Annotated in this window: 17 protein-coding genes; 1 reads left to right on the forward strand and 16 read right to left on the reverse strand. The window is 49.6% G+C overall.

Annotation, left to right across the window (positions count from 1 at the left end):
- Positions 1-11: 11 nt before the first annotated feature.
- The 11 genes from VJY99_RS03850 to hrpA form a co-directional block, all read right to left on the reverse strand.
- Positions 12-1,538 carry an aldehyde dehydrogenase family protein gene (locus VJY99_RS03850; protein ID WP_324116476.1) on the reverse strand — a complete coding sequence of 509 codons (1,527 nt, stop codon included), beginning with the start codon at positions 1,536-1,538 and terminating at the stop codon, positions 12-14.
- A gap of 50 nt (positions 1,539-1,588) precedes the next feature.
- Positions 1,589-2,374, reverse strand: a complete 786-nt coding sequence (gene pduB, locus VJY99_RS03855; RefSeq protein WP_324116478.1) for a propanediol utilization microcompartment protein PduB — start codon at positions 2,372-2,374, stop codon at positions 1,589-1,591.
- Between the two features lie 21 nt (positions 2,375-2,395).
- Positions 2,396-2,677, reverse strand: a complete 282-nt coding sequence (gene grpH / locus VJY99_RS03860; RefSeq protein WP_324116481.1) for a propanediol utilization system shell hexameric protein GrpH — start codon at positions 2,675-2,677, stop codon at positions 2,396-2,398.
- Positions 2,678-2,985: 308 nt separating this feature from the next.
- Positions 2,986-4,185: a propionate kinase gene (gene tdcD, locus VJY99_RS03865; protein WP_324116483.1), complete on the reverse strand. Its 1,200-nt coding sequence runs from the start codon at positions 4,183-4,185 to the stop codon at positions 2,986-2,988.
- A 56-nt stretch (positions 4,186-4,241) separates the two neighbouring features.
- Positions 4,242-4,751, reverse strand: a complete 510-nt coding sequence (locus VJY99_RS03870; protein WP_324116484.1) for a heme-binding protein — start codon at positions 4,749-4,751, stop codon at positions 4,242-4,244.
- 12 nt (positions 4,752-4,763) lie between these two features.
- A complete protein-coding gene (locus tag VJY99_RS03875; protein WP_324116486.1) occupies positions 4,764-5,033 on the reverse strand; it encodes a EutN/CcmL family microcompartment protein in 270 nt (89 codons plus the stop codon).
- An 8-nt stretch (positions 5,034-5,041) separates the two neighbouring features.
- Positions 5,042-5,788 carry a hypothetical protein gene (locus VJY99_RS03880; protein WP_324116488.1) on the reverse strand — a complete coding sequence of 249 codons (747 nt, stop codon included), beginning with the start codon at positions 5,786-5,788 and terminating at the stop codon, positions 5,042-5,044.
- A gap of 12 nt (positions 5,789-5,800) precedes the next feature.
- Positions 5,801-6,484 carry a phosphate propanoyltransferase gene (gene pduL / locus VJY99_RS03885; protein WP_324116489.1) on the reverse strand — a complete coding sequence of 228 codons (684 nt, stop codon included), beginning with the start codon at positions 6,482-6,484 and terminating at the stop codon, positions 5,801-5,803.
- 129 nt (positions 6,485-6,613) lie between these two features.
- On the reverse strand, positions 6,614-7,732 hold the full coding sequence (locus tag VJY99_RS03890) for a 1-propanol dehydrogenase PduQ (RefSeq protein ID WP_324116491.1): 1,119 nt from the start codon (positions 7,730-7,732) through the stop codon (positions 6,614-6,616).
- Between the two features lie 182 nt (positions 7,733-7,914).
- Positions 7,915-8,679, reverse strand: coding sequence for an SDR family oxidoreductase (locus tag VJY99_RS03895; RefSeq protein ID WP_324116493.1), 765 nt, complete (start codon positions 8,677-8,679; stop codon positions 7,915-7,917).
- 63 nt (positions 8,680-8,742) lie between these two features.
- Positions 8,743-12,642 (reverse strand): ATP-dependent RNA helicase HrpA, encoded by a 3,900-nt coding sequence (gene hrpA / locus VJY99_RS03900; protein ID WP_324116495.1) that lies wholly within the window; start codon positions 12,640-12,642, stop codon positions 8,743-8,745.
- A gap of 341 nt (positions 12,643-12,983) precedes the next feature.
- Here hrpA and azoR point away from each other — a divergent pair, with 341 nt between their 5' ends.
- Entirely contained in the window at positions 12,984-13,589 is a 606-nt protein-coding gene (gene azoR / locus VJY99_RS03905; protein WP_324116497.1) for an FMN-dependent NADH-azoreductase, read from the forward strand.
- A 621-nt stretch (positions 13,590-14,210) separates the two neighbouring features.
- Here the strand turns inward: azoR and VJY99_RS03910 are convergent.
- The 5 genes from VJY99_RS03910 to VJY99_RS03930 all read right to left on the reverse strand — a co-directional run bounded on the left by VJY99_RS03910 (position 14,211) and on the right by VJY99_RS03930 (position 20,738).
- Positions 14,211-15,683, reverse strand: coding sequence for an aspartate aminotransferase family protein (locus tag VJY99_RS03910; protein ID WP_324116499.1), 1,473 nt, complete (start codon positions 15,681-15,683; stop codon positions 14,211-14,213).
- Between the two features lie 18 nt (positions 15,684-15,701).
- A complete protein-coding gene (locus VJY99_RS03915) occupies positions 15,702-17,087 on the reverse strand; it encodes a diaminobutyrate--2-oxoglutarate transaminase (protein WP_324116501.1) in 1,386 nt (461 codons plus the stop codon).
- 458 nt (positions 17,088-17,545) lie between these two features.
- On the reverse strand, positions 17,546-17,869 hold the full coding sequence (locus VJY99_RS03920; protein WP_324116503.1) for a YdbL family protein: 324 nt from the start codon (positions 17,867-17,869) through the stop codon (positions 17,546-17,548).
- Between the two features lie 5 nt (positions 17,870-17,874).
- Positions 17,875-18,075 carry a YnbE family lipoprotein gene (locus tag VJY99_RS03925; RefSeq protein WP_324116505.1) on the reverse strand — a complete coding sequence of 67 codons (201 nt, stop codon included), beginning with the start codon at positions 18,073-18,075 and terminating at the stop codon, positions 17,875-17,877.
- On the reverse strand, positions 18,072-20,738 hold the full coding sequence (locus VJY99_RS03930; RefSeq protein WP_324116507.1) for a YdbH family protein: 2,667 nt from the start codon (positions 20,736-20,738) through the stop codon (positions 18,072-18,074). Before VJY99_RS03930 ends, VJY99_RS03925 begins: the two co-directional genes overlap by 4 nt.
- Between the last annotated feature and the right edge of the window lie 141 nt (positions 20,739-20,879).

Raw genomic sequence — 20,879 nt, forward strand, 5'->3', positions numbered from 1 at the left:
CCTCTGGCTAATCAGCGAATATTCAGTGCTTCAACCATCACACAACGGCGGTTTCTTGCGAACGCACGCGCTGATGTCAAACCTTCACCCGTTGGCCCGGCAATAGTGAAAGTTGGGTAACCTTCTCCACCGACGCCCAATCCAGCATAAGAAGGACCATTTTTTACAAAAATGGTGGTCTGGATTTGGCGAGCCATTTTGGTGAGTTTGTCGACATTGGTTGAGTGCATGATTGCGGTATGACGATTACCATGTTCAACCTGAACCGCTAACTCAATCGCTTCATCAACGTTGTCCACGCGCACGACTGGCAGCACAGGCATCATCAATTCATGCACGACAAATGGATGGTTTTTCTCGGTTTCAATTAAAATAACTTTTGTCTCTTCCGGCGCATTTACGCCCAGCTTTTGCAGGATATAGCGAGCATCTTTCCCAACAAAGGCTGTGTTCGGGCCAGTACCTTTTTCGTTTAACACTAATGATTGCAACTGCTGAATTAATTTCTGGTCGCACAACAGATAAGCACCGCTTTTCTTCATGCAATGAATCAGATAATCAGCAACCTGGTTCACCACAATGACTTCTTTCTCGGCAATGCATGGCAAGTTATTATCAAAACTGCATCCATTAACGATATCGCGAGCGGCTTTTTCAATATCTGCCGTTTCGTCTACCACGACTGGCGGATTGCCAGCCCCAGCACCGATAGCCTTCTTACCCGACGACATCACTGTTTTCACAATTGCCGGGCCGCCCGTTGCAACCAGCATGCTGATGCGCGAGTCATTGATTAACGCGTTAGTGTTATCAATTGAAGGTTGTGTCACTGTCACCACCATATTGGCGGGCGCACCAAGACTTGCCAGTTTGTTATTAATTAATTCAACAACGTACAACGAAACATTACGTGAGCGAGGATGTGGGCTAAACACCACGGTATTTCCCGCCGCTAACATACCGATACTATTATTAATGATGGTTTCTGTTGGATTGGTGGTTGGCGTAATCGAACCAATCACTCCAAATGCTGAATATTCCGTCAGCGTCAGACCGTCATCACCGGTTAATGCTCCTGTAGTAAGATCTTCAAGGCCTGGAGTTTTCAGCGCAGCAAGACGGTTTTTGGTAAACTTGTCTTCAACGTTGCCCATCCCCGTCTCTTCCACCGCCATGCGTGAAATGACCTGTAAAACATCATCTTGCAGAAAGACTTCGCGGATCCCCTGAATGAAGTTACCGCGATCTTGCATGGAACAATGGCGATATTGAACCTGTGCAATCACAGCCGCGGCAATGGCTTCATCCATCGTAGCGAATGCCCCGTTGCCGGCAGTTTTCGCGGGGAAAACATCAGCCTCGGTAGGAATCGCCACGTCGGTTTGATGTGCCAATGCCTTGGCGATCAGTGCATCCAACGGGTCGCTTCCCTGCCGTTGGGTAACAGCAGGTATTGCCTGTGGAGCGACGTCCGGCGTTGTTTTGGTATATTTACTCAGCACGTTAGAAACCGCCTGAGCAATGTCATTATCATTCATGCTATTGATTTCCTTGCTGCACATCGCTTCACAAGCATTTTCGCTGGGGCTTAGATATACGGTTTGGTTGCTGACTTGAGCGGCGCAGGATCAAGCGTTGAAAGCAGTTGCAACCCAACTTCGCGAGCAGCAATCACCGCTTGGCGAACCGCACCGGAATCACCTGCAAAGGTGAAGATCACTTCATTACTGAAGCTGGTGCCGTTAGCTGGGCTTGCGTAGCCAATAGGTTCAATAATTGCTGATTTCGCCGCAGCATCTGCAATCAATACACCGATTGCCGCAGGGCAAGCACAGGTCATACCGAATGACTTACCTACCGGTGCGCCAAACGCTTTGTTCAGAGCGTGGCTTGCGCGAGCGGTGTACTGAAATTCAAGGTGACCCGCCGGTGAACCGTAAACATCACCGAACGTGCGATCAATCTCCGACAGCGCCACTTCGATGGCACGGCGAACATCAGATACATCAGTTGCCCCAAAAATAATTAAGCAACCATGTCCACCGCCACCTTCTGTATCACGCGCCAGTTCAATGGATAATATTTCGCTGTTTGTCGCTTTAATCGCTTCATCCGCAGCAAAAATATGTGGTCCAGCTCCAGTACGTGCACCAAGAATACCGATAGAGCGATATTTCTTATCGATATTCATGACTTCATGCAATTGATTATCGACATTGGCAATGACCAAACCAATAGTGTGACCCATTGCGGTTCCAACAAATTCTGTTAAACCACATTTGGCAATACTGGTGACATTATTACCGGTTGTACTGACATCAGTTTGTTTATTCATTACTTCAGATATAATCTGCTCAACAAGATTATCTCTCATGGTCAGTATCCTCTGGCGTTATTAAGCGACGGCTTTCGGTAGAATTTTTTCTACTTCAAGATGTGGACGCGGAATAACGTGTACAGAGACCAGTTCACCCACTTTAATTGCTGCGGCAGAACCCGCATCAGTTGCGGCTTTAACAGCACCCACGTCACCACGAACAATCACAGTAACCAGACCAGAACCAATTTTTTCATAACCGACTAAAGTGACGTTGGCTGATTTAACCATGGTGTCTGCCGCTTCAATTGCAGAAACCAGACCTTTCGTTTCAACCATACCTAGCGCTTCTTGTTGCATAAAGACCTCATGTATTTCATTGGTAATTAAACAAACGCAGGGGAATAACCGATTCGATTCTTCATCTGCGCGTAATATGTTTTCGTAATATGATACTAGGGATATCTGGACAAAATGTTTTGCCCGTTAGCTTGACTATCTTGTTGTCTCGAATATGTCTGGACAATAAAATCCACGCTCATATCCTTCATACTTCAAGTTGCATCTTTGTTGGCTACACTCACTCACCCGCATCACTTACTTGTGTAAGCTCAGCGGGACTCGCTTGCTTGCCGCCGCGATGCATCTTGAATTATTTGGGGTATATATTAGAAAGTGCCAGCAATAGCCGCCGCATCCAGCGCAATCATTTTCTCTTCATTGGTGGGTATGACTGCCACCAGCGGGCTATTGGCTTTTGAGATAACGCAACCCTGCCCACCAAACGTCTGTTGGTTCTTTTCTTCGTCTAGCTGTAAACCGAACACGCCGAGCCGTTTGACGGTTAACTCCCTCACTAACGCCGAGTTCTCACCAATGCCACCCGTGAAAATCAGTGCATCCAGCCGGTGAAGTGACGCGAGATGCGCACCCAGATGACGTGTCAAACGATGAACCATCACATCGATGGCCAATGTCGCACGCTCATTGCCCTGGCTTCGCGCCTCTTGCAAAGTACGGCAATCACTAGATAACCCCGACAGGCCATATAGCCCGGATTGGTTGTTCATCATTTTGTACAGAGAATCGATAGTTTGCCCGGTGCAGGATGCGATATAGGCCGCAGCACCAAAATCCAGATCGCCACATCGTGTGCCCATGACCAACCCTTCAAGCGGCGTCATCCCCATTGAGGTATCCACACTTTTACCGTTTTTCACCGCACAGACTGATGAGCCATTCCCCAGATGAGCAATCAGAATGCCGTGGTCGGTTGGGTCGAGACTGAATTCTTTGACGGCCTCTTGCGCAATGTAACGATGAGAGGTGCCATGGAAACCGTAGCGACGTACCTGATAACGTTCCTGATATTCCAGAGGGATCGCGTAGGTGTAGGCTTCGGGCGCTAAAGTCTGGTGAAACGCGGTATCAAATACCGCAACTTGGGCAACTGAGGGAAGCAATGCCATGGTCGCGTCTATACCGATAAGGTTAGCTGGATTGTGTAATGGTGCGAGCCCAGAGAGCGCTCTAATTTTTTCAATGACCTGCGCGTTAAGTGCCACTGAGTGTTTAAACTCACTCCCACCATGGGCAACCCGATGCCCAATCGCTTTAACCGCTGACAGCAGTTGGCGTTGGTCAAGTTCATCAAAAAGCACTTTCAATGCACTAAGATGGCTCGCCTCAGGCAATATCTGACTAGATTTGTTACCCGCGTGGTCTTTAATCGTCATACAGGCTTCATCAAGCCCGAGTTTTTCAGCCAAACCTGAGAGCACTGGCTCACCCTCAGCAAATGGGATCAGCGCAAATTTCAGTGAGGACGACCCGCAATTAATAACTAAAACCAGTGAAGCAATGGACATTTTAACCTCTGTCAAATGGCGGAGGCGCTGGCGCTTATCCGCTGGAATCTATGTGATTATTTCGTACTCGTTAAAACGAAGCGTTCTGCGCTAAAGCGGCTCAATGTATTGCGGGCAATGGCGAGGTCTTGCTCAACCGTCCCACCACTAATTCCGATAGCGCCCACTAACACACCGTTTGCCCAACACGGCACACCGCCGCCGAAACAACAGATTCCTTTGTCATGCTGAAGCCCATAAAGATCGGCCCCCGGCTGAACAAGCGGCGCTAATTCGTGGGTCGCCATTTTGAGTGCAACGGCAGTCCAGGCTTTCTGATAAGCAAGGCTATGGCTGACCAATAGCGCGTTATCCTGGCTAAAAAAGTAGCGTTGATGGCCACTGGCATCGACAAGACTAAACACAATGGGAATATTGAATGTCTGGGCTTCCATGCAGGCATTGCGCCCTAACGCTGCGGCATCTTCCAGACTCAGAGAAAGCCGCCGTTCAGGTAATTGCTGCGTGAGAGCTGAATTTATCCAGCTATCTAGCTGTGATGGACGGCGTTCGTCTTGCTCAAACATATCCCTTCCTCGCTAAACGTTAGAATCCAGTGCATCAACGATGCCGACAATCGCCGCATCAATAACCGAATGTTCTTTGCTGTTGCTCATACGCGCGGAACTCCCGGTGGTCACGATGACAATTTCACCGTTCCCTGCCCCCACGCAATCAACCGCGACTTGCGCGGTTCCCGTCGGCTGGTAGTTTTCATCAAGCCGGGCAACGACCAGTAATTTGCATCCGTTTAAAGAGGCATGCTTGGTGGTAGAAACCAGCGCACAAGTGACTTTTGCCAGATACATAAATCCTCCTAAGACCCCTGAATAACAGTGATGTTTTGACGGCGGATTTCATCCTGCGCGGCAGGCGTAATCAGCGTGTGGCTATCAATCGTTAAGTTTTTCACCCCTGACAACGTGAGGATATCGCTTAGCGTGACCAGGTTTTTCGGGAAGCTGATAGATTTGCCTGCATTACCAATGTTACAGGTAACGTCATCTGGCATTTTCTTACCCGCGATCACAACCCCGTACTGCTCAATGGTTGTGACGTATTCTGAAAGGCGGTTAAGCAGTGGAAGCGCAAATCCCGTCATCCCGCCGTCCAGGCATTCGGGGTTCAGCGTGGCGATCACCTGTTTATGCCTGTTGAGGGCATGAAACACCCAACTACTGGCGAGGTTGTCTCTGATACACAGGGCAATTTTGCTCAGGCTATTGGTAGAAAGTGCAGGTAGAAAAAGGCAGTTGTAGTCATCGTCACCCTCAGCGGGCTCTTCTTCGATATACAGCGCTCCGGTGCAACTTGAATCAATTGCACTGATACAGGCGGTTTTCAGCTCAGATACTCTGGCACTGTGAGAAAACGACACCAGGAGTTGATACCCCGAGCGGTCCAGCGCCGAAAGACTTAACAGGGTCGCGGGTAATGTGCTGAAATTATTGCCCGTGATTAACACGCGGATTTTTTTACGCCCGGCATTTAATTCCCGGCGTTTTTGTTCCAGCAGTTGAGCAATCAGTGTATCCAGTCGTCGGGATAAAACCTGGTGTTCCATAGCGCCCTCACTTCAATCGGTTTGATTAATTCGGCAAACCAGATCCCCATTGCGAAGCCCAAATCCGTTGGCCTCTTCCACATCAATATGCAGTTCAAGCACCGCGTCAGCGCTAACTCGCACCACAACGTGGCCTAAAATACCGGCCCGCAAACCATCAGCCTGAATATCAATTTCCATTCCATCTCGCAGGCCGTGCAATTCGGCCTCCTGCGGTGAAATATGAATATGCCGCCAGGCGACAATAGTGCCGTGGGGTTTTACGACGCGCCCTTTTGGGCCAACAATCTCAATTCCTGGCGAATCATGCAGATCGCCAGACATGCGTACCGGTGCTTTAACGCCAAGGACAAAACTGTCTGCCACTGAGATTTCAATCTGAGTCGAACGGCGTAATGGCCCTAAAATACGGACGTTGGGGATGTCGCCTTTTTTGGTGCGCAATGTCACGGTTTCTTCTGCGGCATACTGGCCGGGTTGCTTAACCGCTTTCATGCGTGTGAGCGTCGAGCCATAACCGAACAACACATCCATATCTTCACGGCACAAGTGAATATGGCGGTTAGAAACACCGACAGGAATAAGTAGCTGCGAACCCGCATTCACAGGTGTTGACGACAGTATATTTTTACCTGCAGCCAACTCTTGCATAATTTGCTGGGTGATCCTTTCGGCCTGGAGCTGGTTTTCATTCATAACGGAAACGCCTGGTAAATAAGTGAGAATCACGAATGGTTTTCAGAGTAATCATCTCGGTAAATTGCTTTTTGCCTTCAGGCAGGATTTTTTTTACCAACTGGTTATTTCATGACAATCTTATCCAGATCATCCGCCAATAAGTGAAAGCAGACGGTCAATATCTTGAGCGGTTGGTGTGCGCGGATTCGTTGTGGTACAGCCATCTGCCAGGGCTGCATCGATTAAAGGCTGACGTAATTGTTCAAATGCGGCTTTATCCGAACCTAACTCTTTTAATGTGGCGGGAATAGTAAACTGACGATTGAGTTGGCGGATTTTTCTGACCAGTTGGGAAATAGCCAACTGAGGGTTTTGGTTTTCTATTCCCATAATACGCGCGCATTTCATATAACGTTCGGTCGTTTGCGGTGTGGCTTGCGCCGCATTAAATTCAATCAGTAGCGGCAACAGCATGGCGTTAATTTTGCCATGAGGAATATGCAGCATGCCGCCAATAGCATGCGCCATGCCATGAACCAGCCCCAAACCGGAGGAATTAAATGCCATACCTGCCATGCAGGAAGCATTATGCATATGGGTACGAGGCGTGATGTTTTTCTCGTCGTTGTATACTTGCGGCAAATACTGCCAGGTTAGGGCAATCGCCTTTTCCGCCAGTGCATCGCTAAAATCATTCGCCCCTGTCGAGACAAGCGCTTCAATCGCATGCGTCAGCACATCCATACCTGTATCAACCGCGACATGGCGCGGCACACTTAAGACAAGGTTTGGGTCCAGAATGGCAATGTCCGGTACCAGTTCCTGCGCCACCAGCGGATATTTACGACCATTTTGCGGATCAGAAATAATGGCATAAGAGGTCACTTCAGAACCAGACCCACTGGTGGTCGGAATCGCGATTAACTCAATGGAATGGGTACGATAATGTTCTTCAAGCGTGACTTTAATCCCTTTTGCCGCATCCAATGATGAACCGCCACCCAGTGCAATAATGACATCCGGTTTGAAGGTTTTAAATTTTTCAGCACCGGCTTGTAAAACATCGATATTAGGATCGGGTTTGACTTCACCAAATATAGATACGGAGGCTTGCGGCATTTCTTCTATCAGATAGCGCGTTTTACCTGAAGAAACCATAAACTCATCAGTAACAATGGCTACTCTTTTATTATTTAAAATACGTAAAGAGGTTATCGCCTCTTCACCAAAATAGATTTTTGGACAGGAGAAAGAATAACTCGCCATGATGCTAATACCTTTCAAAGGTGGGTTGTTGGCATTGTTAACCAACAACCGAAAAAACAGGTATTTAAGCTATCATGCGAGAATTTAAACGATGCTACCCATGCTTGTGCAATTAAAGGATTATTTTGCACTATTGTTTTTAAACTCCGCAAAATAATGCAAGCGGAGTTTCACGTAAAAGACTAAACCCCGTTGATTGATGCACCGCCGTCCACCAGTGAGGCGGTACCGGTAACAAACGAAGATTCATCTGATGCGAGCCAAAGTACCGCACGTGCCAGTTCTTCTGGTTGTGCCACGCGTTTTAGCGCATGTAAACCCGCGATAAACGCCTGTGATTCGGCAGTGTTATTCATATCACGGTACATATCGGTATCGACCGCACCGGGTAAAATGGAATTAACGCGAATATTTTGCGGGCCAAATTCTGTGGCCAGCGCCTGAGTCAAACCAATCAACCCAGCTTTACTGGCAGCGTAAGAGGCAACTTGCGGGAATGCGAAGCTGTAACCGACAAAGGTGGAGGTGAAGATAACTGAGCCTGCCCCGTGTTTGAGCATTTCGGCAATTTGGTGTTTGGCACCCAGAAACGAACCGGTCAGATTAATCGCCACTGCATTGGCAAAACCTTCGGCAGAGACATCTGTGCTCGGGCCGGGTTCTCCCAAAGTGCCCGCATTATTAAAGGCAATATCAAGCCGCCCCCATGTTTCCACCGCTTTTGCGACTAACGCTTTAGCGTAGGTTTCTTCCCGTACGTCACCTGACAATGCAACAGCCTCGCCACCGGCGGCTTTAATTTCCTCCACCAACTGAGCCAGTTCGGCTTCACGCCTGGCCCCGACCACGACTTTTGCTCCTTCAGCTGCGAACAATTTTGCAGTGGCATAACCGATGCCTGAACTGGCTCCGGTCACAATGGCAACTTTATCGGCTAAACGTTTCATGGCAAACCTCCAGGAAGGCGGTCAGAATTTGACCGCCCATGGAGTATAAATGCCAAGTGGTGATTACGCTGTAATCTGTTCCATCGCCTGCAAGATACGCTTATCCGAAATCGGGTACGGCGTACCTAATTGCTGGGCAAAGAAACTGACGCGCAGCTCTTCAATCATCCAGCGGATCTCCAGCACATCGTCGTCAACGCGGCGAGCAGGAGGCAATTTATTCAGCCACTGCTGCCAGGTTTGCTGCACATGCTCCACTTTCAGCATTTGCACACGATCGCGATGGGGATCGACCGCCATTTTCTCGAGTCGCTTCTCAATGGCTTGCAGGTAACGCAGCGTGTCACTCAGACGTTTGTAACCATTGCCGGTGACAAAACCGCGATACACCAAGCCGCTCATCTGTGCTTTCACATCCGACAGCCCCAGTGCCATGGTCATGTCCACACGCCCTTTTAACCGCTTGTTGATATTGAAAACGGTCGTGAGAATTTGTTCGACCTGCTTTGCAATCTCCACCACGGTTTCATTGAGTTCCGCGCGGACTTTCTCATGCAATGCTGCATAGCCCTCTTCGCTCCAAACCGGGCCACCCGCCTGAGCGATCAGCTTATCCACGCCGCAGGAAATACAGTCGTCAATCAAATCAAGCACTTTGCCGTACGGGTTAAAGTACAGACCGAGCTTGGCTTTATTCGGCAGCTTTTCATGCAAGTATTTAATCGGCGAAGGAATGTTGAGCAGCAATAAGCGACGTAAACCACGCCACATAGCCTGCTGCTGTTCCAGTGGGTTATCAAACAGTTTGATAGCCACGCTGTCTTTTTCATCCACCAGCGCCGGGAACGCCTTCATGCGGTAATTGCCGCGTTTTTGCTCGTAGTTTTCCGGTAATGAACCAAAGCTCCAGATGTGCAGGCCGCTTTGTTCGATACCGTCATCAGCCACCGCCGAGAGCGTTTGCTGAACTTTGTCTTTCAAACCGCCTTTTAGCTCAGTGAGGTCTTTGCCCTCTTTGAGTTTCTTATTGTTTTCATCGACGATACGGAAAGTCATTTTCAGGTGATCGGGCACCTGATCCCAATGCCAGTCTTCGCGGTCGATGGTGATGCCTGACATACGACGGTATTCGCGCTCTAAACTTTCCAGCAGCGGTAATTCCAACGGCGTGGCGCGGCCTAAAAATGCTTCGGCGTAGTTTGGCGCAGGCACAAAGTTACGGCGTACCGGCTTTGGCAACGACTTAATCAGTGCAATCACCAGTTCGCGGCGCACACCCGGAATCTGCCATTCGAAACCGGCCTCTTCGACCTGGTTTAACAACGGCAACGGAATATGCACCGTCACGCCATCGGCATCTGCACCGGGTTCGAACTGATAAGTCAGGCGCAGCTTGAGATTCCCCTGATGCCAGAAGTTCGGATAGTCGAGTTTACTGACCTGTTCCGCCCCCTCTTTTATCAACATGCTCTTTTCGAAGTTGAGCAGGTCTGGCGTCTCTTTACTGACTTGTTTCCACCAGTTATCAAAGTGGCGCGCAGAAATCACATCATGAGCGATGCGTTGATCGTAAAACTCGAACAGCGTGTCGTCGTCCACCAGAATGTCGCGGCGGCGGGACTTGTGTTCCAGCTCTTCAATTTCATTGCGTAACTTGAGGTTGTCCCGGAAGAACGCGTGGCGCGTCTGCCAGTCGCCTTCCACCAAGGCGTGGCGGATAAACAGCTCACGGCACAATGCCGGGTCAATCTGGCTATAGTTCACGCCCCGTGCCGCAACAATCGGCAATCCGTAGAGCGTCACTTTTTCTGTCGCCATCACCGCGCCCTGTGATTTCTCCCAGTGCGGCTCGCTATAAGAGCGTTTTAACAAATGCTGAGCCAGCGGTTCTACCCACTCCGGGTCGATACGCGCAGCAATGCGCCCCCACAGGCGGCTGGTTTCCACCAGTTCGGCAACCATGGTCCATTTTGGCGGCTTCTTAAATAAGCCGGAGCCGGGGAAGATGGAGAACCGCGCGTTACGGGCGCCGGTGTATTCCTGTTTATCAGCATCTTTCTGCCCGATATGCGAAAGCAAACCGGTCAGTAATGCGCAGTGAACCGAGCGGAAATCGGCCGGTTCGCTGTTAATCGGCAAACCTAACTCCTTCACGACCTGGCGCAATTGGGTGTAGATGTCTTGCCACTCGCGGACACGCAGGTAGTTAAGGTAGTCGAGCTTGCATTGGCGGCGGAACTGATTAGACGACAGCTCTTTTTGCTGCTCGCCGAGGAAGTTCCACAAATTCACATAGCTAAGGAAATCAGACTCTTTGTCGTGGAAGCGACGATGTTTTTCATCCGATGCTTGTTGTTTGTCCATCGGCCGCTCACGCGGATCCTGAATCGACAGCGCGGCGGTGATAATCATCACTTCACGCACACAACCAAATTTCGGCGCTTCAAGCACCATACGCGCCAGTCGTGGGTCAACGGGCAGTTGGGCAAGCTGGCGACCCGATGGCGTGAGTTTATAAACGCTGAGGTCGGCCTCACTGGTAATCGCGCCGAGTTCTTCAAGCAGGCGCACACCGTCCTGAATATTGCGTTTGTCCGGTGCTTCGACGAACGGGAATGCGGCGATGTCCCCAAGCCCGAGCGAGGTCATTTGCAGAATGACAGACGCCAGGTTGGTACGCAGAATTTCCGGGTCGGTAAATTCCGGGCGCGACAGGAAATCGTCTTCGGAATACAGACGAATACAAATCCCGTCGGAAACACGGCCACAGCGACCTTTACGCTGGTTGGCTGAAGCTTGTGAAACGGGCTCAATCGGCAAGCGCTGCACTTTGGTGCGATAGCTATAACGGCTAATGCGCGCAGTACCCGGATCGATGACGTATTTAATCCCCGGCACGGTCAGTGAAGTTTCTGCGACGTTAGTCGCAAGCACGATACGACGCCCAACATGCGACTGGAATACGCGGTTTTGCTCGCTATTAGACAAACGCGCATACAGCGGCAGCACTTCAGTGTGCGGCAAGTTCAGCTTATTTAACGCATCAGCGGTGTCGCGGATTTCACGCTCACCACTCATGAAAATCAGAATGTCACCTGCGCTTTCGTGGCCGAGTTCATCGACGGCATCGAAGATGGCTTGTAACTGGTCGCGGTCGGTGTCGTCGACATCTTCAACAATCGGGCGGTAGCGCACTTCCACCGGGTACGTCCGGCCAGAAACTTCGATGATCGGCGCATTATTGAAATGGCGCGAGAAGCGTTCCGGGTCAATGGTCGCAGAAGTGATGATGATTTTAAGATCAGGGCGACGCGGCAGTAGCTCACGCAGATAACCCAGCAGGAAATCAATGTTCAGACTGCGTTCGTGCGCTTCATCAATGATGATGGTGTCGTACTGCATCAGCAGCCTGTCTTGCTGAATTTCAGCCAACAAGATGCCATCGGTCATCAGTTTGACCATGGTGTTTTCACTGACGTGGTCAGTAAAACGCACTTTATAACCGACACACCCGCCAGGTTCAGTTTGCAGTTCTTCGGCAATACGGTTGGCAACGGTACGCGCCGCCAAACGGCGAGGCTGCGTATGGCCAATCAGCCCTTTTACGCCGCGCCCCAGTTCCATGCAGATTTTCGGCAGCTGCGTGGTTTTCCCAGAGCCCGTTTCCCCTGCCACGATAACTACCTGGTTATCACGGATGGCTTCCAGAATGTCCTGCTTTTTCTGACTAACAGGCAGGTTTTCTGGGTAGGTGATTTTTGGGCGCGAGGCTTCACGTAGCAGGACCTTACCGGCCGCCGTGTCGATTTCCAGGGCCAGTGCATCGAGCAGCTTCTGCTGAGATTCAGGATTTTTCACCTTCTTCGAGCCATGCAAACGGCGAGAGAAACGCTGTCTGTCGCGTAGCATTAAGCCATCAAGGCGCGAGAATAATGAGGACAGTGAGGGTTTTATGTTTTCCATTGCGTAGTCGTCATGGCAGCGCACTGCCAGCTAATCCAGATATTTATGCATACCCTAAGTAGTTCGAGTTGCATCGCGGCGGCAAACGAACGCGTCCCGATGAGCTTACATAAGTAAGTGATTTGGGTGAGCGAGTGCAGCCAACAAAGAAGCAACTTGAAGTATGACGGGTATATCGTCAATGGGTGCTAGATTAGCACATCACAACTTTCAACGCTTTGTTCAATAAAATCGAACATAGAGTTCGATATATTGCGCTATCAATGCAATCGGATTGTGAATAAAGTACTTCATAGCGAACGGGCAATTTGTCCCGAATGAACACAACAAAGGAATCACCCATGAGCAAAGTATTAGTCCTGAAGTCCAGCATCCTGGCAGGTTACTCTCAGTCAACTCAGCTGTCTGACTATTTTGTTGAACAATGGCGTGAGCAGCATAGCGCAGATGAGATTACCGTGCGTGATTTGGCTGCAAACCCAATCCCAGTGCTGGATGGTGAACTGGTAGGTGCGCTGCGTCCAAGCGATGCACCACTGTCCCCACGTCAGCAAGAAGCGCTGGCACTGTCTAACGAATTGATTGCTGAGCTACAAGCTCATGACGTGATTATTATTACTGCGCCGATGTACAACTTCAACATTCCAACACAGTTGAAGAACTATTTCGACCTGGTAGCGCGTGCAGGTGTGACCTTCCGTTATACCGAGAAAGGCCCAGAAGGCCTGATTACCGGTAAACGTGTTGTGGTTCTGACCAGCCGTGGCGGTATTCATAAAGATACGCCAACCGACCTGCTGGTTCCGTATCTGAATGTGTTCCTCGGTTTCCTCGGTATGACTGATGTGAACTACGTATTCGCTGAAGGTATTGCTTACGGCCCAGAAGTGGCGGGTAAAGCGCAGATTGATGCAAAAGCGGCAATTGACGAACTCATTACTGCATAATCTCGTTGGTTGAATAAGTTTTATAAAATTAAAAACGGCAAACATCATGTTTGCCGTTTTTTTTGCTTAACAAAACATAGCTACAACAACATAAAGATTATTAAGAACCAAGAGAGTAAAAACGATAATCCAAACCACTCGCTGTGTATTAACGTACATGCCAATAGGCAGTTCATCACCCACCATAAAAACACCCGCTTTCGCAGTCCATTCCAGTCATATTCTGGATAGCACCACTTCAGAATATAAAAAGTTATCGTGGTAAGAATAATCATAACGTTATCATCCGTGAAACGCAGACAGGCATAGGATAAGAGCTGAGAATATCCCCACTCAACTAAGATATAAATTTCAGGCAATATTAACTGTATGGAGATTGTTTTGCAATTAGTGTTATTTTATGAAGCGAAATAAAAATAAGCACATAAAATCAATTATTTATTTAATTTCAGAAATGAATAAATGGTTTTGATGAATATAAGTGAAGAGATACATTCATGCAGATAATTATATTAACGGGGATTTGAGAGGTTTACTGAGTTTATAGCCAAAATAATTCGAGTTGTGGGCAGGCGGTAAGAGACAGGAGTCTAAATGGGCGGCGTTAACCGCCCATTCTATTTAGCCGACCAGCAACGGTTGTGCGGTCTTCTCAACTAACGCCAGCAGGAGTTTAATATCCTCAAGCGTAACAGTTGGGTTCAGCAAGGTCATTTTCAGACAGGTAACACCGTTGTGCTCGGTCACACCGACGTTGGCACGACCTGAATCTAACAATGCATCACCAATCTTCTGGTTTAGCAGCGCGATAGCCGCATCGCTACCGTTAGCCAATTGCTCAGGACGGAAACGGAACAACACACTCGCCAGTTGTGGTTTCATCACCAGTTCCAGAGAAGGCTGTTCAGTCACATACTGCGCAACTTGCTGAGCAAGCGTCACACCATGATCGATGATCGCGGCATATTGCTTCTGACCCAAAGCTTCCAGACCCATCCACAGTTTCAACGCATCGAAACGGCGAGTCGTCTGCAAAGATTTGGACACCAGATTTGGCACGCCCTGCGCTTCATCGAACTCAGAGTTCAGATAAGCCGCCTGGTAGCGCATCAACTCATAGTGACGGGCTTCTTTGAGCAAGAATGCACCGCAGCTGATGGTCTGGAAGAATTGCTTGTGGAAGTCCAAAGTAATGGAATCCACTAATTCAATACCGTCCAGATAGTCACGATATTGCTCGGACATCAGCAATGCACCGCCCCACGCCGCATCAACGTGCACCCAAATCTGGTGCTGTGCCGCAAGTGAAGCAATTTCGCGCAGTGGGTCGATAGCGCCTGCATCGGTCGTCCCGGCAGTCGCCACAATCGCGAGGATCTGTTCGCCGTTAGCCTGAGCTTGAGCCACTTTTTCACGCAGATCGTTAAGATCCATACGCGCGAATTCGTCAGTTTTGACCAACGTTACAGACTGGTACCCGAGACCCATCAAAGCCATGTTCTTCTGCACCGAGAAATGGGCATTTTCAGAACACAGTACTTTAATTTTTCTCAGATCACCGATCAAACCATCCTGTTGGATGGAGTGACCCTGGCGGGCAAAGAACGCATCACGAGCCAACATCAGGCCCATCAGGTTACTTTGGGTGCCGCCACTGGTGAATACGCCAGCGTCGCCTGCCTGATAACCGACCTGAGCACGCAGCCATTCAATCAGCTTCATCTCGATGATGGTCGCTGAAGGACTTTGGTCCCAGGAGTCCATGCTCTGGTTGGTGGCGTTGATCAGCACTTCAGCCGCCTGGCTAATGACCAGACTTGGGCAATGCAAATGCGCGACACACTGTGGGTGATGCACCGACAGGCTGTCTTTTAAGAAGAACTCGATGGCACGTTCAATAGCAGCCTGGTTGCCCAGGCCCTGTGGATTAAAATCCAGTTGAATGCGCTCACGCAGTTCAGCAACGCTTTTGCCCTGATACATCTCAGGTTGCTGTAGCCACTGCACAACAGCCGCGCTGGTCTGTGCAATCGCCTGCTGGTAGGCCTCAGTGCTTTGCGCTGAGCCTGCCAGAATCGGGTTTAAATCAGACATCGTGGTCATACGCTCCACTCAGACAGGTTTGATGCCGGACGCCAACAGCGCCTGCTCAAATTTGTCGAGGAAAATAGCCAGCTCATCGTTAGTGATAAGCAAAGAAGGTAACAGACGCAGCACACAGCCGTTACGGCCGCCACGCTCCAGAATCAGCCCAGCTTTGAAGCAGTTTTTCTGCAGCAATGCGGACAATTCAGCGTCAGCTGGGTAGCAACCCATATGATCTTTGGCTTCGTTTGGCTTAACAATCTCAATACCGATCATCAGGCCCAGACCACGAACCTGGCCAATAACCGGGTAACGTTTCTGCATGTCAGCCAGATGGCCTTTCAGCCACTCGCCTTGTGCTGCAACTTTGTCAGCAATCTTGTTTTCAGTCAGATGCTTCAGCGTTGTCAGGCCAGTTGCCATTGCCAGTTGGTTACCACGGAAAGTACCGGTGTGGTGGCCAGGTGACCATGCATCGAACTCTTTCTTAATACCCAGCACTGCCAGTGGCAAGCCGCCGCCAACTGCTTTAGACATCACGATGATATCCGGCTCAATGCCAGCATGTTCGTAGGCAAACAGTTTGCCGGTACGGCAGAAACCAGCCTGCACTTCATCGATGATCAGCATAATGCCGTGTTCTTGGGTAACTTTGCGAATGCGCTGCAACCACTCTTTCGGTGCCGGGTTAACGCCGCCTTCACCCTGAACCGCTTCCAGAATGACTGCCGCAGGTTTGCGCACGCCACTCTCAACGTCGTTGATCAGGTTTTCGAAGTAATAGGTTAATGCTTTAACGCCAGCTTCACCGCCAATACCCAGTGGGCAGCGGTACTGATGCGGGTAAGGCATAAACTGTACTTCAGGCATCATGCCGTCGACAGCTTCTTTCGGAGACAGGTTGCCTGTAACGGAAAGTGCGCCGTGAGTCATGCCGTGATAGCCGCCGGAGAAGCTAATGATGCCCGCACGACCGGTAACTTTCTTAGCCAGTTTCAGCGCAGCTTCAACCGCATCCGCACCGGATGGGCCGGTGAATTGCAGGCAATACTCTTTACCCTGTCCTGGCAATAAAGAGAGAAGATATTCAGAGAACTGATCTTTCAACGGTGTTGTCAGATCCAGTGTATGTAACGGCAAGCCGCTAGTAATGACATTTTGGATGCTTTGCAGCACGTCAGGGTGGTTATGTCCAAGAGCAAGCGTACCTGCCCCCGCAAGGCAATCAAGATATTGATTATTCTCAACATCAGTGATCCAAACACCGTTGGCCTTCGCAATTGCTAAAGGCAATTTACGTGGATAACTCCTAACATTCGATTCAAATTCAGCTTGTCTCGCCAAATAGGTTTCATTGTTTCCGTTTAATGAATTCGCACCAAAGCTGTCAATACGGACTTTATCCGTCATCATATCTCTCCTACAACTGCTAAATTATTAATTTCGCAGCTGATTAAATGAATTAGAAAAACCGAGCACCATGTAAAAAACGCGGCCAATATAGGTTCTTTTTGCTCTACGCTCAATAAATTATTTTTCGATTTCTGAATGTTTCTGATTTGTGAATCTGATGAAAAACAGTATAAAGATCACAATTTGGCGTGATATGCTAATTTAATGTCATTTTTCAGATATTAAATCTGTTAGTTACGTTTTCTATGGAGGTAAACACTAAGTATTTAACAAATCCCTGGGGGGGTTAATGAGCATTTTTTGATTAAAAAATAATCAAAAACCCACTTTTTAGAGATACATGTGCTTTCTGAGGAGATACCGAACCTGAAGGACTATACCTGAAGGACTATAAGAGAGAGGAGGCAAATAGAATAAAAATTAACTCGCTCCGTTAACGAGCAATGTTGTCGAGCACGTTACTTTTTCATCCACTGCCCGTTAATACCGCGCACATACTCACCCGGGTGGGCCCGCTCCACCAGTTTTTGACCCACCCGTTCAGCGACTTGATTTGCCGATATATTGTTGCTTTCCGCCAGCTTCTGATAATTTTCCGAACGCGCTTCATTAATACGGTTCACCAACTCCAGCGTTTCTTTGTCCTGTTTGATAGGGGCAATAAAACCGCTGAGTGTCTCCCCTACACGCCCTTGCTGGCGGGCTTCGGATAAAGTTAACGCCAATACCTGGCTGCTAAACAACATGCTCGCCAATAAAATGCCTTTAACGAAATTTTCCATGACGCTCACTCCGTACCGAACAAATCGCTGCGGTTCTTAAGCAACGTTTCAACGTCTTTATCGACTTTAATATGAATTTCATGCTCAATTTTTACGTTCATATTAATGGTGATGGGTTCTTTTGGCGCCGCAACTTCGATACGCGGAGTGCATCCTGATAATGTGGCAATCCCTGTTACCAGGAGTGTTGCGATGACAATCTTCATTGTGTTTCCTCACAAGCTTTATCGCGTGTCTGACAACGCACATCCGGCAGTGCGGTAGGTGATACGGTAGGTAGCGCGGCATTTTGCTCAAGCCAGGTTTGCAAATTATCCCCAAATCGCAGGCTGCGCCAAAGCGTAAAGAGGTTTTCCTGATGGCTATAATTCAGCCGTACTGCGTGCCTTTTCCCTTCAACCTGACTCATCCCTTGCACATTTGCCTGAAAAGTTAACACGCCAAGGTTATCTAAATTAATATGGGTCCAGGAATGAGAAATTTCCATATATCGCAACCAGTTAACAGCAACACCTGCGGCAATGTTGTTCTTGACAATAGCATCCGCCATGTCTTTATCCAGGCGTAATGTCAGCGGCCCGGGGTTTGTCAGCCAACCGTCTTTGATTATCCATTGTGGATGATTAAGCCACAGCGGCAGCGCGCCGTTCACCCGCCCGGACATGGCGAACTGTTTGGGATTGACCGCAGAAACCAATTCACTCGATGAAATGTTTTCCAAGCGTAGCAAGGCGACGTCACGTTGTGGCAGGCGCAGTTGTTGCACACGCAATTTCCCACCCAGAATATCGACGTTAACATTACTGAGCATCAGCGGTTGTGCTTCACTCCACGGATACCAGCCTTCAAGATCCGCGGTGATATGGGTCGACGTGACCTGGTTTTTGACTTCGGCAATGCGCAGCGTCACTGGCCCGTCTGTCCCTAACTGCCAGGTGCTATGGCTAAAGCGGAATGGCAGTACAAAATCGACACCGTTAATTTGGTTATCCGGCATCCAGACACTGCCATTTTTCACCACACCATGCCCACCGGCCTCAAATCCCTGACCCACTGCTGCGGAAAAAGCCACTTGCGAATACAAGGTTCCGTCTTTTAAGAGCATTTTCCAGTCAACCGGGAGAAGCGGCTGGAATACTGTCAGCACTTGTTGTGGCCACCAGGCGTTACCACGCAGTCGCACCCCATCCCAACGGCCATTCACCTGCACCGGCCCAATATCACCCGCACGCAGGTTACCTTCATACTGGAACGAAGCAGGATCTTTACCACTAACGCTGAACGTTAACACCGACGGCGGCAACGTGCTTCCACCGCTGAAAGTCGTTTTACCGGCATTTAACGTGAATGCGCCATCAAAGGAAGGGGCAGCTTCATCGCGTTGCCAGTGCAGCGGTTTGTCGAGTTTCAGGCGCGGTTCGGTGACGAGCATTGAACCGTACTCAAGTTTGTCAAAGCCAGTCGAAAGCGACGTTAACTCAATAACACTGTCACGCCACTCACCATAGCCACGCACATCCCAGCTCGCTTGCATCGGTGTGAATTCGCCATTACCCCAATATTTCCAGCGCCACAAACCTGCATCCGGCAAAAAGTTGTCCGCCTGGCCATCCAGATGGAGCACGAAGTTGCCCGTCTGATTCTCATGAGCGCGAACGATAGCCTGCAAGCGCCCATCCACACCTTGTTGCGAAATGCGCACACCCGCAAGTGGCCAGCGAATTTCATCCACATCCAGAGCGTCGATAACACGCCCGCGTGAACGTAGCAGTGCACCTGGCAGGAAATGCAGTTGAGGGTCGGCAATCGCCCCGCTAATTTCCCCCGGTAACACGGCATAAAACACCATGCCATCCTGTTTTGCCTCACCGGTTAACTGCACTGGCAATGCGCTGTTTATCAGACTGAGTTTGCCAGGGCCAATATTGAGCACCGCATTCGCTTTACCTGCACGGCCCTCGGTGATGACATTCATCCGGCCGCTGATGACCGCGTTTTCCAGACCTTTTTTCCAGTCATCCACCCGTAACGCTATCCCGCCGCGCAGTGGTACCGCGGTATACGGCCAGAACCACCGCCCACCATTCACTTCAAAAATAGTGTCGCTAACCGTCCAGGGCAGAGTCACCAACGGTTCAGCCGCCCCCGGTTTTGCCAGGGTAAATGCCCCCTCTTCGGCCTTCCAGGCCAGTGCCACATCAACCAGTTCTGGTTCTTGTGGAATGCGTAATTTTGTTGCGAGATGGCCTTCTTCCGGCAAGCTGGTAGTGAGCGGCGGCAACGTTATCTCGCCCGCCAGTTCAATCGGTTCCATCCCCGCTATCGCCTGAATCTTTAACTTTTTTAACTCTAATAACTGGCCGTTCAGTTGCGCATCTACACTTAAAGAAGGGCCTGAATAATGAAGTGATTGCTGCTGTGGTGTGAGGGTAAGGCGTAAGGCACCGGAGAACTGCTGAAACGGGGTTATGTTGACACGGGCGACAGTGATAAGGCTTTCAGGAAGCATTGATTGCCATTCAGACAGCGTGCGGGGTGCCGCAGGGCCCGACTGGTCAAGCGGCATTTTACTGAGGCAATCAACGTTAAGATTGAGCGTATCAAGATGGATACGCCAGCGTTGGGGATGGCTGAGGGTGGCGTCTTTAATTGTCGCAAGTGCACAATCCTCAGCAAAGTAGCGCAAATCAGGAACAACGATTGCCCCGCGTTTAAACCGGGGGCTTGCTTCCATGGCGATGCGTGTCCCCTGCGGCAGCCAGATACCGGCAAGGGTGGGCAGCCAATAGGCGATAGTCATTGTAAGCGTCAGCAGCAGCAAGATGGCGAGCAACAGCAACGCAATAATGGCTTTATATTTACCCTTCATGGGCGATTAAGATCCTGATTCAGCGACAATTTTGTACCCGGCCAAACAACTTATGCGATGATTCTGGCATTATTCAGGCCGGGCGTGAAGATCAAGCCTGGTTTAAGCGTAGCTAAGCTTGGGTTAGCAGCAGAATTTCAT

The sequence above is a fragment of the Buttiauxella sp. genome (assembly GCF_035271705.1).
GTDB lineage: Bacteria > Pseudomonadota > Gammaproteobacteria > Enterobacterales > Enterobacteriaceae > Buttiauxella.